Genomic DNA, 15,146 nt, shown 5'->3' with positions numbered 1-15,146 from the left:
AGTTTACACTGTAAACCAGTATCAACCATTGGCTTGATACGGTTTTAATTCAATCGCGGCATTATCATAAAATAAATGTGATGGGCCGTGCTCTGAGTGAACCAAGTGCTTTTCTTCGCCGATAGTACAGTGAACACGACTAAGTAGCGACTTAGTCGCAATGATACTGGCCGTTTGGTATCCGCTCTCTATCGCTGCGTCTGTTTCTTCTACCATGGTTTCTATTTCACTTAGCGCGGTAGAAAGGTGCTCGCGTGTCGAGCTTATTCTTTCAACCATGGCCGCGTCACGCTTCTCTTCTGGGACCGCTTCAAGTTTTTTCTCTGCCGCCTGGATCTTATCCAATTGGGCACTTTTCTCTTCCCAGCTTTTGTTTAAATTGACGAGTTCCCGTTTAAGTATTGGCAGACGCGGAAAGCAATGTATATACGTATGCGCCCCTGCGCTCGCGCCGATAATCACCGCCTGGACTTTTTCGCCCACTTCATGCTTACCGCCCGCCAACGTGCCTTTGCGCTTGGTGGCATCACTAATAACGATTGACTGCCCTACATGCGTTTTGCAATGCATCGCATGCAAGGTAAGTTCTAGGTTTTGATTGGCACAGAGTGTGGCATATTGCGCGAACTTGGCGACAATATTGCCCTCCGCAACCAGGGTGCAGTTGATGTCAGAGTCTGCTGCGACTTGTCGACCAATGATCCCATTTTGGACAATAATGTCTGCGCCAGCGGTAATGGTCGCTGATTCCACTACCCCTCCCACGGTGACCGTTCCCGATGCTGTGACCTTCATACCCACTTCAACATCACCTTTAATCACCACACTGCCTTCAAAGTTGACATGCCCGGTGCCGACATCAACCGCATCTAAGCTCAATGCATCATCGACCGCCACGCCGTCTTTTTGTAACCGTGGGATCCCGGCCATGGTCGCCACCAAAATATTAGGGTCTTTATTACTTAATTCACTGCCTGGGTGTGCGGTCAATGTCATTGGCTTACCGGAAGATGTCGATAACACCGACCCAGTCACAGTAAAGCCCTCATAGCCCGATGTTTCAGGGATCAGTTTAGCTAAAGGCTGTCCTTGCTTAACCATCACCATTTCACCCAAATCACGCATGTCAACGGTTCCATCCTCACGCTGTTTGGGACGGCGAACACGCTCGGCAGGATCTTCAATGAGATAGACAAGGTGCGCATCTTCGCCCGCAACCGGCTGCCGACCGAATGCGACGGGAACATCAAGGTATTCACCAGGTTTGAGCTTTCCTGACGCGGAGAGAAGTTTTTGCAGGGTCGGCTTTTTTATCCCTCGAACGATATTGGCATCACGCAGCGTCGAGAGAATGTCATCGGCTTTCAGTCCACGCCCGCCACACGCGCCGTTAACGATCAAATAGGCCGTCATTTTATCGTCGGCGATACGCGCTTCGATGGTTGCATCACGGCGTTCTGCAATAATGAAGTCTTCCGACTCAGCATCATCCGGCGACGCGTTTAACTTGGTTAATGCTGACTCTATCGTATCATCAAAACAAAAAAAGCCCTCGACTTGGTTGCTCACCAACCAGTCCTTGATTTGTTTTTTCTCTATCGGTTGGCCATTGGTATGCTCGACTTTCCCTGCCGATAAGTATACACGCTGACCATCCTGAGAGACGCGGAGGATATCGTCTAGCATCTCGCTTCCTGCCTATCTAATCCCTGTGGCGGCCTTATTAGCCAGATAAACCACTTGGCAATGCGCTTGCTCCATCATCTCGAGGAGCCTTGCACTCGACTGTTGTCACTGATTAGATTAGTCCAAATCTAATGCAAGTGCGCGCAATTGTCTCATTTATAATAAATTATACAGGTTTATCCCGCTTGGGAGCAGGATCACTGATAAAAACGTGACCAGGATAGGATTAATTCAGTCGCCCTCAGCACGGCCCCCATAATGAAGGGTAGTAGACCGATTTCCAGTGTAAATAAACGTAATAAGCGACAGCGTTTACACTGTAAACCAAGCCACTGCCACGTGTTCAGTTTACAGTGTAAATGGCTCATGTCGTCATGTGTGTTTGAATATAATTCCGTATCCGGGATTCCGCCTCCCTCTTTCCTGCCAGCTGATACCTGGTGCAGACAACAGACCAAGGCAACCCTAACAAAATACGGCTAACCAGAATGGGTAACGTGGCATTTTCGTCGTTTTTCCGAACGCCACCTATATGATGATATAACCAAGCCTGTAAGCTTGAGAGGGCAGCATCGACCCCCACCCCACCGGCGACAAAGCCATCAATTTGTTGTCTTACTTCCTCCGATAGCGATGCGGTTGGTAACCCAGCAATGATAGAGGCAGCGATGTYAGTTTCCATCCGTTGATGGCTCGTGAGCATCTGAATGGGAAGGTTTTGCCTAAATAAGCGTAACGCCTGATCACACCATTTCAAAGGCTGGATAGGCTTAAGCATTTGCAGCGAATAGCACCCACTGGCTTGATCGCGTTTTAATCCCAATTTAACCGGCTTAAATCCTTGCTTAAACCAAAACGGCGTCAGCACGGCGGTTGCACCGAAGCTAACACCGACCCCGACCACTGAGGCTTCAGCCGCGTGTTTATTCACGGTCGCGAGCAACCGTTGACCGACGCCTTGCTGTCGATAAGGCTCAGACACGGCAATGCGTTGGACTCGCCAGAGCCTGTCGTGCAGAACCTCCGCGAGGCCCAAATGCGCGGCGACCGATTGGCTAAACAGATGCCCTTTTATCCGGCGTTGCCCTGCGACCACCGCGTGACAAGTTTGCCAATCTATTCCTCCTTCTTGGCTTACCACACACGCGGCAACCAATGTATTATTGAGCCAGCCAGCAAAAATTAAGACGGCGTCATCGTCCAGAAGACGGGCTAAGTCGTTAGGCGATGTTTGATAATGGGCCGCGATCAGTAATGTGAATAACTGCCGTAAACACGCCTCATCTCGATACAACTGCTGACGGCTAAGCGGCTCAATCACTATATCGTTCACCCACCCTGTTTCGAGCATATCGGCCTGATCGCTGCCGACATCGTCGTCGCCATTCAGTAAAAAGAGGGCGTTCAACGTGCGCTCAACCGGATCATCATCAGCCCATCGCATAGGCGCCGTGAGCTTTAATGTGCGCCATTGCGGCTGCTCGACATCCAACATTTGCTTGAGTCGGAGCGTAAAAGCACGTCCTGTCCCTTCATAGCCATGCTCGGTCGTTGCAATCGCAACGCGATTGTATTGATTCAGCCACTGGCTGATTATCGGAAGTGGGATCGCCGCCGCTTCATCAACCAATAACAAGTCTGCTGCTGGCGCGTCTTGTAGCAGCGCATCAGGGGCAATAAAGCGTATCTGGCTTCCTTGATAGTCGATATGTTGGCCAGCATCATCGACCTGAAGGGTGGCTTTCAGATGATGAAAAAGCGTTGATGCATGGGCTGGGGAAGGCGATGACACAATGATGCGTCTTGGTTTTTTCATCATCAAGTTAGCCGCGGCCATCCCTAATGCGGCTGATTTCCCCCGACCGCGGTCAGCGGTTAGCAGCAGGGGACGGCGCCGATGTCCAGTCACGACTTTTTCCACGGCAGCAATCGCATCATCCTGAGTCACTGAATGCGTTTGATGTTTCGCTGGACGTTGCTGAGGTAAACGATGCAGCCAATGACAATTAAATGCGACGCTATCATCTTCACTCAAACAGCGAAGAAGGCGTTGTACGGACGGAGGCATTTCGTTATCGAGGGCGGCAATTCGGAGCACAATGAGCGCACCCGCGCGGCAACAACCGACTATGGCGCAAAAGGCTTCCGCATTAAATTGCGCATTCACCTCCACCACGATATGACCACATTCTTGTCCCAGCTTTTGATGTGCTTGGCGCCAACTCAAACCATATTCTGTGTTTCCCACAATCAGCGGGGTCTGAGTCTCACCAAAGCCGGCCAGTACAGTCGCCAAGTCCTGATCGACACAAACCAGTTGACGGTGGGAGTAGTGCGCTGCACGTAAGATCAGTGGCTCAAAAAAGTCTTCCAATGTGGGTAATGTCATCATGTTTCTATAAGGCTTTTACCAAGCGGATAGGAGATGATAACACGCAAAAAAAAACGACACGCTAGGCATGTCGTTTTTAACGCTGGGGCATGTGCAAAATATTAGTTTTCTAGCGCTTGTTTAATCAGTGCCAGAATTCGGTCTGCGTCCTCATCACTGACTTTCTTTAAACTAATATTCAGGTTATTTCCTTTGCGACGATAAGACGCACGTCCGTCCAACAAGGTTTTGGCTTGCTCTCGTTCACTCGATGTCGGCTCGACAAGTTCATCTTTAAACTGCTCAATCAACTGGGTGACTTCTCGCGTAATACGCGTCACTCCTTGCGCCTCTACCTGTTGCCATAAAGGCGTGTCACCAAGCTTGGCAACCAGCTTTTGTTGCAGGGACGCATCAAGGCTAAAATATAAGCGATGCAACTTCACAATGGTTGGCCGTCCCAGCTCAGACACACTCGGGTAGGCTTGCAGTAGCGGTAAGGGCAGGGCCGCGGCTTTTAAGGCACCGCTGACCAAGGCTTCGCTACATTGACACGCACTCGCCAATGCTTTTTGATCACTCACTTCACCACTGTCTAACATTGCCTGCATCTCTTTACCGCGTTCATAAAGCGATAACGGTTTGTGCGCATTAGCGACATCGGACAAGAATTTAGCATGGCGTGTACTGATGCCTTTCGCCACATAGACTAAGAAATCTTGTTCTGCAATCAGACACGACATGCGGCGTCGGCTACCGTCGAGGACTTCAATACGACCATCGTCAAGCCAACGACCCACAGCAGGGTACTGCTGGCCATGTGCTTTTAACGTTACCAAAATATCGGATAACGCGAGTTCATTCAGAAATGACTGCTCTCGCGCATTCTTATCAAAAACGGTCGTTTTATCTCGGATCTCACTGGCAGGGACTTTTACCAGCTCAAATTCAACCGTGTGTTCACCGGCGACCGCAAGTTCAATGACTGCCGCTTTCTCACTCGCCGCACTCTGAGCTTCTTGCGTTGTCGTTGCTCGTCGCTTGTCTGCTTTGGCAAACAAACGCGCATTTAAATCAGAGGTCTTAATGGCCATTTTTTGTGATTACTCCTGATTGAGCTGAGACCAGTGGCTGTGCAGCACACGCTCTAGTTCTAAACCGACACGATGGACGGCATCTTGGGCTGTCGACAAGGTCTTCTTACCGCCTTCAAAATCTTGAGAGGTAAGATCAAAGACTGTGCTGTAAGTGTCGGCACAGGTCTCAAACGCGCGACTTCTTGGAATGGTCGCCATCATTACTTGTTCACCCAAAAGATAATTCATTTCCGTTAAGACCGAAATCTGTTTTTTGTTGTCATCTTCAAACATAGTCGGCATTAAACGAACAAACTCAAGGCCATGCCAGTCTTCAGGGAACATCTCATAGACTTGTGGCAGATGCTGGAAAAAGTTCACCGTCGACCCCCAGTCGAGGCGTTTTGCCGCACAAGGGATCACTAACGAGTTCGAGGCGTACATTGCATTCCACACCAGCGGATCGATATGCGGGCCTGTATCTATCATGATAATGTCAAACTCATCACTGATTGGGTCGATGACTTTTTCTTGCAGCAACTCAACCACGTTCAGAGACTGGCTAGTCGCCAGTGCTTGCCATGCCTCAGCATTAAACATCGCGTCTTCTGGAAAGGCCGCCATGGTTTTTAAGTTTGGATACTGTGTCGGCAGTAAGACATTACGCATCATGAAGTCTTTGTCTGCAGGCTGGGGCGTATTATCCAGCATGACGTCAACGGCGGAGTAAATCCCCTCTTGCTCGGTCAAACTAATTTGTGGATTGAGGAACAGTCGCAATGAGCCTTGTGGATCCAAGTCGATTAAGCAAATGCGATAACGCTTTTCCAAATTGAGGGCCATACATGCCGCTAAGTGCACCGCACTCATGGATTTACCCGTTCCGCCTTTCTGATTCTGGATGTTTACCACCCAAGGCTTATGGGTTTTTCCTTTACGCTCATGGAAAGTCGGCACGTTCGCCGCATCCATGATTTGGTGCGCCTCATCGAGTGTAATCGAATAATGGTTAGCGTTGTTTTTAGTGAACTGATGTCCCTCTTGCTCCATGCGAGAGATCGCTTCATCGAGCTTTCGCCGCGTTAATCCCGAACGCGTTTCCATTAATGCTTTTGACATCGGTGGAAAGAGTTGGTCGTGGCGTTCTTCCATCACAATCTCGACCCGATCAGACTGAACCTGTTTCGTCTGCGCGGCGATATTGCGGAGGTTTTCAATCGTCTTTTCCCTATCCATATTCTTTTTCGCCTTAACGAGAAATAATTGCAGATYGTACAGCACATTCCACTCAAAACAATAAAAAGGTGAACAAAAGCCAATCAAATAAAGATCCTGCTCACAATTGTTATCATGGATGATTGATGAAAACATCGACGAATAGTTGGTTATACTCACTTCGACAAACCATGCGATAAATTCCTCACATTTAAAATGTCACAGCGTCACTTATTTACAATGTAAACAGTTGATAGAGTCGGAAGCCTATCTTTGAATGGCTAATTTACGGTACCCGATCGTTGAACCGAATTTATCGCCTTTTACCCCATAAGAGGGGAGAGCGGTTAACAATCTCACCCATTAGCCGTTCATGCGATGGCTTACCACGGTTTTGATCATTTTTCCCGTAACGATGATCAAGGTGTTCGGCCTTAATGGATGCTAATACTTGATCATGCTTTCGAGAGTAAAGGCGCAGTTGGGGAAGCATGATCAAGCAGAATTATGGGTTAAATCATCGGCAAATCTGCGCGATGTGTCTCTGTATATTACGGAACAATGATCAAGACTGGCTGTAAAGACTACCAGCCTGGGCGGTTGTTCGGAACGATATAGTCGAACCGCCAAATTACGGATAACGTCAGGTGTAACAAGGGATCGAGAAGGATCCGGGCATTCCATCCATATCACGTGGACTAAACAACGGTTTACATCAAGATGATCGAACAGCACGATCTCATACATGATCATTGTTCCACTAACCGGACACATACATTCCTATGGCAGTTATACTGTCAATGTCATCTCGATTTGGAGGATGAAAGTGAAATAGCCGCTAGACTTATCGGCAACATGCACGCTTTTTCATCAAATCAGCTAAAAAAGCGCTGTCTTGATCATTGTTCCTAAGCCTCATTAGCCTGATTAACCACCGAATCCAATAACGTCATCACCCGCGACATCCTATAGCTGTGGATAAGATGTGTATCACGCTTGATCATTGTTTCAGTTATTATCTGATCATTAATGCGGTAAGGTGTTGATCATTGATGCAGGCCTCACTTGATCATCGTTGGTGCATGATGTTGATCATGCCTCCAAGACATTGATGATCATGCTTTCGAGAGGGATGAAATTATAATTCATAAAAATCATGGTGTTATAACAAACTAGCCACTCGGATCATAAGATCAGATCATCAAATTAGATCAGAATAATCATAAAGATCAGTTAAAAAGCGCAATAAAAAAGATCTTTCTTTTTGGGTCTTTTTTTATTAGTCTTTCCCTGGAAGAGTGATCGATTTACGGTTTCCGTCACCTCAATTTTAAAAAAATGCGCGTTGAGTATGCCCGTGACAAAGGATTTAAGCTGACATGAGTGCCAGTAAACCCGAAAAAATCTTGATAAAAGCCCCTCGCTCCCACAAAGACGGGCATTTGTTCGCCGTACACGATCAGTTGATTGATTGGCTTGCACAGTATGAGCACTTTAAAGGGGTAACCAAAAGTATTCTAGAGCTACTGAACTTAATTTCAGTACGCGGTTTTGCCTCTCAAGACGGGTATGTATCTACCACAGAATTGGTTGACGCAACAGACGGGCAACTCACTCGCGCAGCCATCCAACAACGACTCCGTGCCGCTGTCCAGTTAGGACTGTTCATTCAGCAACCCGTGCGGTTTGAAGAAGGACTCGCAGGCAAAACCATGCTGCATCAGTTTGTTAATCCCAGCCGATTGATTTCATCACTCGGCAGTGCAGGCTTGATGACAGAAAAAAGTCGCGATGCCGTCAAGCAAAAACGGTCGAAAGCGTTAGCGCAAACGCAAGTTAATCGACAATTGCTCAGTGAACATGGACTAGGCACCCCTCCGATGATGCCTGGTGAAAAAGATCAGATTTTGGTCTCACCGACCAGTTGGGCTGGGATCATTGATCAAGCGCTTGCTCCACCGCGAACCAAAAAGGGTTATCAGAAGTCGATGGTGGCGATCAGCGGCACTAAGGCGATCATTGAAACGCGATCGGCCAAGTCGATCATGACGGTTGATGATCTGATGACACTGTTCGCCCTGTTCACCCTCACGGTGCAGTATCATGATCATCATTTACCCAATTACGAGTTACAGACCCAATCTATAGGCAACAAAACACCGATCTATATCACTGATATCCTGCAGTTACGGGGTAAAAAAGACAGTGGTCCTGCGCGTGATGCCATCCGCGAGAGCATTGATAGAATCGAGTTTACTGACTTTCAGCTTCATGAACTAACAGGTCGTTGGCTGAGTGAAAACATGCCAGAAGGGTTCAAAAGTGACCGATTCCGGTTCTTAGCCAGAACCATTACCGCTTCCGAGGAAGCACCCAAAGAGGGTGAAGACGGTGAGGTCAGGATCAAGCCCAACCTTTATATCTTGGTATGGGAGCCCTCGTTCTTTGAAGAATTGATGACGCGTGATTACTTCTTTTTATTTCCACCAGAAATATTGCGTCAGCATACCTTGGTGTTTCAACTCTATTCGCTCTTCAGAAGCCGTATGTCGCGTCGACTCGAAGATACCATGCTACTTAGCGAGCTGAACCAAAAAATGGCCCGTAATATCGAATGGCGCCGTTTTTCCAGTGATTTAACCCGGGAGCTCAGAAAGCTGGCTGAAGGTAAGGTGACAGAGTCTGTCTTTGCGGTGAACTTGTGGGGATATCACTTAACGTTAACGCGCGAAGATGAAGAGAAAAAATATCCTGACTATCGCATGGATATAAAGTGCAACGTCGACGAAGTGATCCGCTACTCTCGTGCCAAAATGTATAATGAGGGCAAGCGCTCGTTGGCTCCCACTATGCCCAATCCGCTGAGAAATGAGATCCTTCCTAGCCAAGACCTTGATCAGCTTTCCGGGATCATTGATGGCGAGTTTGAACCGATCCAGCGCAAAGAGAAGAGCAGTGGCCGGTTAGGGCGTCGTGTGAAACAACGCAAGCACTTGGTTGAGATTAATGCGGATGAGCTGACCATTGTGCTCTCAAAGTATACGTCTGAGGAGGCGTTGCAACGGAGCATTACCGCGCTGTCGGCGATGACAGGCCATCCTTCCTCCGTGATTACCGAAGAATGTCAGGGTTATCTCGAAAAACTGGATTGGTTGCGGGTCGGTGATCAGGTCGTCTCCTATGAAACGCTCAGCCGTACGATTGAGTTTTACAATCAACAACAGCTCGATAGACATCTTTCTATTGAAAAGTTGATATCTGGGTTAGCCGTGCGAAGAAAAGTCTGTCAGCGCGTGTTTGAGGGCCATCTCGATGGGCAAGTGCTCAAGGCCTTGGATGATATAGCGATGGGAGGGTAGTGACCGATTTTGCAGGTTGTTGACGTGGTAATGACACAACCTTTGATGAGCGGCGTAAACTACTCACTGATAGATACCTTTGTCCTATTGGGTGCCTTGATGGCACCATTTGGCTAATCACTTGCCGAGCGGGCTTTGCCCGCTTTTTTCTTCCTTGCCAACGATGATGCGTTTCCCCTCTTTGTCGTGGGGTCACGTCAGCTATTGGTTTTATTCTGCATTTTACAGTGTAAACTGCCTACTTTCTTCCACGCTATATTGGGCTTTGCGAGGCCATGATGCCATTTCTCTTGCCATTGGCGGCGGTGCTCATTTGGTCGGTCAACACGATTGTAAACAAGATGTCTGTCACTGTGATTGCACCGGGTGCGATGGCATTCTATCGGTGGTTTTTTGCCATTTTGGTATTAACGCCGTTTTGTTTACCGACATTATGGCGCCAACGACGTGCGGTGCGTTGCTATGCACCACGTCTTGCCATTCTAGCGCTGTTAGGCATGGTCACTAACCAATCCGTTGCCTATTTTGCTGCGCAAACCACGACGGCGACCAATATGGCGCTGATTATGTCGTTGGTGCCCATGTTGAGCTTGTTGATCAGTGTGCCTGTGCTGTCACAGCCGTTGACGATGCGTGCGATCCTCGGGGCCGTGTTATCCTTCGCTGGCTTGGTGTATATGCTAACGCTGGGCAAACCGCTTTCTCTTTTTCACGCAGGCGCGTCGGTGGGAGACGGGCTAATGCTGGTATGTGCGTCCTCGTATGCGCTGTATTGCGTTTTACTTAAACGTTGGTCGATGGCGCTGTCCAATTGGGTGTCTGTGTATGTACAAGCTGTATTTGCGGTGGTGATGTTGTTGCCCGTTCTGTGGATGGCGCCCAGTCCTGCCATCCCCGCTGACGCCTATCCGCTAGTGGGGTTTGCCGCCTTAGGCGCTTCCGTGCTTGCGCCTGCGATTTGGCTAAACGCTATCGCGCTCAATGGGGCGAGTCGAACGGCGATGTACATGAACCTTTTACCCGTGATGACAGCGGCTATTGCAGTGGCGGTACTGGGAGAAATACTGACTCAGTATCACATCCTCGGTGGAGGGCTTGTGATGCTGGGCGTTGCCATATCACAGCAATCAAGGCAGCCGTCCTGTCAGTAACCGTCTACACTCAATTAAGTGGGTTCTTTGACGGAGGTCGCCAATGTGGTGGTTAATTGAGTTAGACTGGGTACCCTTGTGGGTCATACCGACAAGCGGTCGCGCCGAGCGGACAGCGTCGTCGCCCATCATTTGGTAAAGAGAGAGCAATAATCTTACATGGATGTGGATGTATCTGAATGTTGCGTCGTCACCATTCGGCCTGCGCAGCGCAACGAAGCGCGCTACTTTTGGCGTAATATATATTATTCCCGTGCTTGGAAGCAGTATGATGCGCCGTATACACCGATAGATCCGGTGTCGTTTTGGTCGTTTCGTTTTGGTCTTTTTCGTCGTTTCATCGTGGGTGACACGGCGCAGGTGATTTGTGTGGACAATAAGCCTGTGGGTTATGTCACCCTGTATTGGGAAGACAAGCGCACGCGTTGGTTGGAAGTGGGGATCACTATTTTCGATCCTGTCCACTGGGGCAAAGGTATCGGCCGACGTGCTCTGACGCAGTGGATTGACCAATTATTTATTCGCCATCAAGTCAACCGAATCGGCTTGACCACTTGGTCGGGGAACACGGGGATGATGCGCTGTGCTAAAGCACTAGGGATGCGCGAAGAGGGGCGCTTACGCGCCGTCCGTTATTATCAAGGTGAGTACTATGACTCACTTCGTTATGGGGTATTGCGCGATGAGTGGTTGCAGCAAGCTGCGCCAGTGCGTCAAAACGGTCCCTCGTCCGCCAACACCCTGGCCGCTGTCGCCTCAACCATGCACCAAGACCATTCGCTGGTTTGATTGCGGCAGTAACCAATCTTCAAGTGCTGTCCGTTCAATCGGGCGAGAGAGCACATACCCTTGCAAGTAGTCACATTGGTGTTGGCGAAGCCAGCATAGCTGCTGTTTCGTCTCGACGCCTTCTGCTACTACGGTTAAACCGACGGCATGTGCCATGGCAATCATTCCTCGACACAGGGGCGCCGCTTTACCGTTAGGCTGATCGATATCCATAATAAAACTGCGATCCATCTTAATCACGCTAAACGGATATTGGCGCAGCAGCGAGAGGGATGAATACCCGGTGCCAAAGTCATCGAGGTACAGTTTTATTCCTAGTGCGTGAAGCTGACGCAAGTTCCTCCCCACCGTTTCTGAGTGCTCAAGTAAGGCTGTCTCCGTCATTTCTAACCCCAGACACTGAGGCGCAAATTGGTGCCTGGCGATCAGTGAGGCGACGTCATCGGCGAAGGTGGCTGACTGACACTGCTTGGCGGATACATTCACGGTGATAGAAGGGCATTGATTGGCAGGGAAGCGGGTGTGCCATTTATCCAATACGTCGGCGACTTGCTCGAGCACCCAGTCGCCAAGCTCAATAATATAACCGGTTTCTTCTGCGATTGGGATGAACTCTGCGGGCGAGATCCGCCCTAGCGTCGGATGCTGCCACCGGAGCAGTGCCTCTGCATGGCTGAGTGTTTCTTGTTCGCCATCAAAAATAGGTTGAAACATCAGATGAAACTGCTGCTGTGCCAACCCTTTTTTTAAGTCTTGTTCGACAATAAAACGTTGCTGGACTTTGGCAAGCATGGCCGGCTGGAAAATCGCGAGGCGATCACGGGTTTGCTTGGCGTGATACATGGCAATATCCGCCTGCTGAATAATATCCGTTACTGACGCATTGGCTTTGTTCACCGAGGCAATGCCAATACTGGCGGACAGGTTAATCATATGCTCGTCCACCTTGTAAGGTGTGCTAAGCGCTTGAAGTAGGTGCTTGGCCTTAGTTTGTGCCAATGCCAGTGAACTGTCGGCTTTAAGCAAAATGATGAATTCGTCGCCACCAAAGCGAAACACGCGCTCGCCACTGACGGATTGGTTCAGGCGTTTGGCTACCTGCTTAAGAAGCTTGTCACCCGTCACATGACCGAGAGAGTCGTTAACCACTTTAAACCGATCGAGATCGATAAACAGCAAGGTAAAATGCTCGCTGTACTGGGTGCTCACTTGCTGGAGTGCGCCCTCCAAGGCATTGTCGAGCGCCGCTCGGTTTGCCAGCCCCGTTAAACTGTCGTGCTGTGCTTGGTGGGTGAGCTGGCGGGTCTGCTTGTTGACTAAGTGTTGTGCCAATGACAGTCGGTTGGCGTAGGACCAAAAACTGGCCAGAACCGACAAGCCGAGTGACAGCACCAATAGTCCAACCAGCACCCCGTAGAGTAGCCCCGTGTGCAAGCCGCGTAGATGGGTGAACCTGACCACTAACCCTTCTTCGCTTCCGGCTATCGGAATAGTGATATCGGGTGAGTGAGTATTTCGCCATTTTTGCAATGCTTGCGTTGAGTGCGTGGTAAACATTTGCTGGTGGCCAAAGGCTTCGCGGGCGATTAGCCCCATATCGGGCGCGGGGGTGTCATCTTGCCAGAGTGTGGGTAGAAAGGTATCAAAATAAAGTGTGGTGGAGAGAAAACCGGCTAATTGGCCGTCTCGTGCAGTAATGGCCGCGAACCAACGCACCCCATGTCCTTGCTCGTCGTGAATCAGTCTTGCCACCGGTTGGCGCTTAAAATAAGCACGCTCCATGGTGACGGTATTCTCGCATTGCGCATCCGCGCGCCAACCTAAATATCCCTCTGCTGCGGCTTTGGGGGACAAGTAAAGCGCGGGAAACGTATCACCTCGCATCACCCACTGGCAGGCGTGGTTATTGAGTGGCGGAAAGGGGTGATAGTGACCTTGTTGCGCGGCAAACTGTTTTAACTCAGCGCGATTGACCCGGGGTAGCCACATGACGCTATCAAGCCCTGAGCGCTTTTGGGTATGGTTATCGATAAAGGCATGGAATTTATCACGCGTTGGGCCGCCTTCTTGTTGCAGATAAAGCTGCGCCGATAGTTGTAGCTCATAGAGCTGAGAAAACGCTTTACTGAGTGCGTGACGCTGCTTTTCAACATCGGTAGAAAATCGGCTTTGCTGACGCTGGTTTTCCAAGGTATAGACTGACCAACCTGCGATCAGCGCAATCATAATAACCGTTAGGTAACGCCATAGAGGCTGTGAGGAAAAATACCGCATATAAAGAATACATCGAGTCTCACTATCGAGAGAGACAGGGTAGAGTGCATCGATGACAATCTGTGCCTATTTAGGTTTCATTTTTGTGACAAAGCGATGGTTTTCGATCGCAGGACGCAGTCAGCCGATCAAAACAATCGTCAAAAATGTGACGGTTTTTTATACAGGGTTAAGGTCGGTATCGGTGAGTGCGAAGATATGTAAATGTGAAATTGATCACGGTATGGTTAGGGGCTTGATTCGCCTCTGAAGTTTGGGCGCAATCGGTCAGTTATACAATTTTGTCTCGGTGATTCGATACATTCTGCCTGCGGTTTTGGTAGGACGCGTTCTCGTTCTCTGCTAACTTTCAAAGACTCGTTGGATAGCAAGTCCGATCCACCGTTCCCTTTCCTTTCTGGCGATAACACACTGATTGTGGAGGCGTTCCATGAAAAAATTGGAGAATATCTCTGCGATATGCTTTGACTTAGACGGCACGATCGCAGACCCTTTTGATGATCTTTATGACGCTGTCCTCGGCATGTTGCGAGGGTTTAATTTGCCAGAGGAAGAGCCCAGTGCGATTCGAGACTGGATTGGTGATGGTGCGGATTTATTGATCCATCGGGTGCTCACGCGACACATTGATGGACGGGTTTCTACCACAGTGTTGAATCAAGCCCGTGCGTTGTTCCTGTCCTCATACTTAGGCAAAAAACCGCCAAAAACTCGACTCTATCCAGGGGTACTTGCTTGCCTTGAAGGACTCTCTCAGCGCCAGTTCCCGATGATATGTACCACGGACATGCAAACGGCGCATGCGAACAGCCTTCTTAGAGCGCTTGGGGTCAGCCACTTTTTTACCCGTATCTTAGGAACGGATGCGATCGCGGCCGGAAAGCCGGATCCCGATAGTATTTTTGAGTCGGCGGCGATTTTAGCGGTTCCGCCATCAGAATTGCTGGTGGTTGGCGATGCGGTGAATGATGTTCATGCGGCAAGGGCGGCGGGCTCTCCTGTCGTCTGCGTTGATTATGGCTATAATTATGGTACAGCGATCCAAAAAACGGGACCAGACACCACCCTTGATACATTGGCAACCTTGCCCAATATTATTTGTAAGCCAAGCCGGATTAAGGTGTCAGGGCATGTGTTGACCACGCCACCGGTATTGGCCGGCCCACTTTATGGTCGTGGATCACGACCGGGAGGTGGGGCACAGTTTCGCTAACACTGCCAGGAG

General features: G+C 49.4%; 9 protein-coding genes. 4 read left to right on the top strand and 5 right to left on the bottom strand.

What is annotated here, in order from left to right:
* Window positions 1-21: 21 nt before the first annotated feature.
* The 4 genes from BZG73_RS08050 to BZG73_RS08035 all read right to left on the bottom strand — a co-directional run bounded on the left by BZG73_RS08050 (window position 22) and on the right by BZG73_RS08035 (window position 6,369).
* On the bottom strand, window positions 22-1,686 hold the full coding sequence (locus BZG73_RS08050; RefSeq protein WP_077579445.1) for a DUF342 domain-containing protein: 1,665 nt from the start codon (window positions 1,684-1,686) through the stop codon (window positions 22-24).
* Window positions 1,687-2,050: 364 nt separating this feature from the next.
* The gene (locus BZG73_RS08045) at window positions 2,051-4,078 is read right to left on the bottom strand and encodes a GNAT family N-acetyltransferase (RefSeq protein ID WP_077668051.1); all 2,028 of its coding nucleotides are present in this window, start codon (window positions 4,076-4,078) and stop codon (window positions 2,051-2,053) included.
* 101 nt (window positions 4,079-4,179) lie between these two features.
* Window positions 4,180-5,151: a ParB/RepB/Spo0J family partition protein gene (locus BZG73_RS08040; RefSeq protein ID WP_046075595.1), complete on the bottom strand. Its 972-nt coding sequence runs from the start codon at window positions 5,149-5,151 to the stop codon at window positions 4,180-4,182.
* A 9-nt stretch (window positions 5,152-5,160) separates the two neighbouring features.
* Window positions 5,161-6,369, bottom strand: coding sequence for a ParA family protein (locus BZG73_RS08035; RefSeq protein ID WP_077668086.1), 1,209 nt, complete (start codon window positions 6,367-6,369; stop codon window positions 5,161-5,163).
* Window positions 6,370-7,727: 1,358 nt separating this feature from the next.
* Between BZG73_RS08035 and BZG73_RS08030 the strand changes: the two genes are divergently transcribed.
* The 3 genes from BZG73_RS08030 (at window position 7,728) to BZG73_RS08020 (ending at window position 11,647) form a co-directional block, all read left to right on the top strand.
* Window positions 7,728-9,707: a replication initiator protein RctB domain-containing protein gene (locus BZG73_RS08030; protein WP_046075596.1), complete on the top strand. Its 1,980-nt coding sequence runs from the start codon at window positions 7,728-7,730 to the stop codon at window positions 9,705-9,707.
* A gap of 278 nt (window positions 9,708-9,985) precedes the next feature.
* Complete coding sequence (locus tag BZG73_RS08025) at window positions 9,986-10,858, top strand: DMT family transporter (protein ID WP_046075597.1); 873 nt, start codon at window positions 9,986-9,988, stop codon at window positions 10,856-10,858.
* A gap of 159 nt (window positions 10,859-11,017) precedes the next feature.
* Entirely contained in the window at window positions 11,018-11,647 is a 630-nt protein-coding gene (locus BZG73_RS08020) for a GNAT family N-acetyltransferase (protein WP_077579449.1), read from the top strand.
* Here the strand turns inward: BZG73_RS08020 and BZG73_RS08015 are convergent.
* Window positions 11,615-13,873, bottom strand: coding sequence for a bifunctional diguanylate cyclase/phosphodiesterase (locus BZG73_RS08015; protein ID WP_158075282.1), 2,259 nt, complete (start codon window positions 13,871-13,873; stop codon window positions 11,615-11,617). The two genes, BZG73_RS08020 and BZG73_RS08015, sit on opposite strands and share 33 nt — an antisense overlap.
* Before the next feature lie 478 nt (window positions 13,874-14,351).
* Between BZG73_RS08015 and BZG73_RS08010 the strand changes: the two genes are divergently transcribed.
* Complete coding sequence (locus BZG73_RS08010; protein ID WP_077668049.1) at window positions 14,352-15,134, top strand: HAD-IA family hydrolase; 783 nt, start codon at window positions 14,352-14,354, stop codon at window positions 15,132-15,134.
* Window positions 15,135-15,146: the final 12 nt, after the last annotated feature.

The sequence above is a fragment of the Salinivibrio siamensis genome (assembly GCF_001996005.1).
In the GTDB taxonomy this organism is placed as follows: Bacteria; Pseudomonadota; Gammaproteobacteria; order Enterobacterales; family Vibrionaceae; genus Salinivibrio; species Salinivibrio siamensis.
This window is presented reverse-complemented; position numbering and strand designations above follow the sequence as displayed.

Excerpts from the sequence above, each read along its gene's own strand:
- BZG73_RS08015 (WP_158075282.1), bottom strand. The coding sequence starts at position 13,873 with ATGATTGCGCTGATCGCAGGTTGGTCAGTCTATACCTTGGAAAACCAG.
- BZG73_RS08030 (WP_046075596.1), top strand. The coding sequence starts at position 7,728 with ATGAGTGCCAGTAAACCCGAAAAAATCTTGATAAAAGCCCCTCGCTCC.
- BZG73_RS08050 (WP_077579445.1), bottom strand. The coding sequence starts at position 1,686 with ATGCTAGACGATATCCTCCGCGTCTCTCAGGATGGTCAGCGTGTATAC.
- BZG73_RS08020 (WP_077579449.1), top strand. The coding sequence starts at position 11,018 with ATGGATGTGGATGTATCTGAATGTTGCGTCGTCACCATTCGGCCTGCG.
- BZG73_RS08040 (WP_046075595.1), bottom strand. The coding sequence starts at position 5,151 with ATGGCCATTAAGACCTCTGATTTAAATGCGCGTTTGTTTGCCAAAGCA.
- BZG73_RS08035 (WP_077668086.1), bottom strand. The coding sequence starts at position 6,369 with ATGGATAGGGAAAAGACGATTGAAAACCTCCGCAATATCGCCGCGCAG.
- BZG73_RS08025 (WP_046075597.1), top strand. The coding sequence starts at position 9,986 with ATGCCATTTCTCTTGCCATTGGCGGCGGTGCTCATTTGGTCGGTCAAC.
- BZG73_RS08010 (WP_077668049.1), top strand. The coding sequence starts at position 14,352 with ATGAAAAAATTGGAGAATATCTCTGCGATATGCTTTGACTTAGACGGC.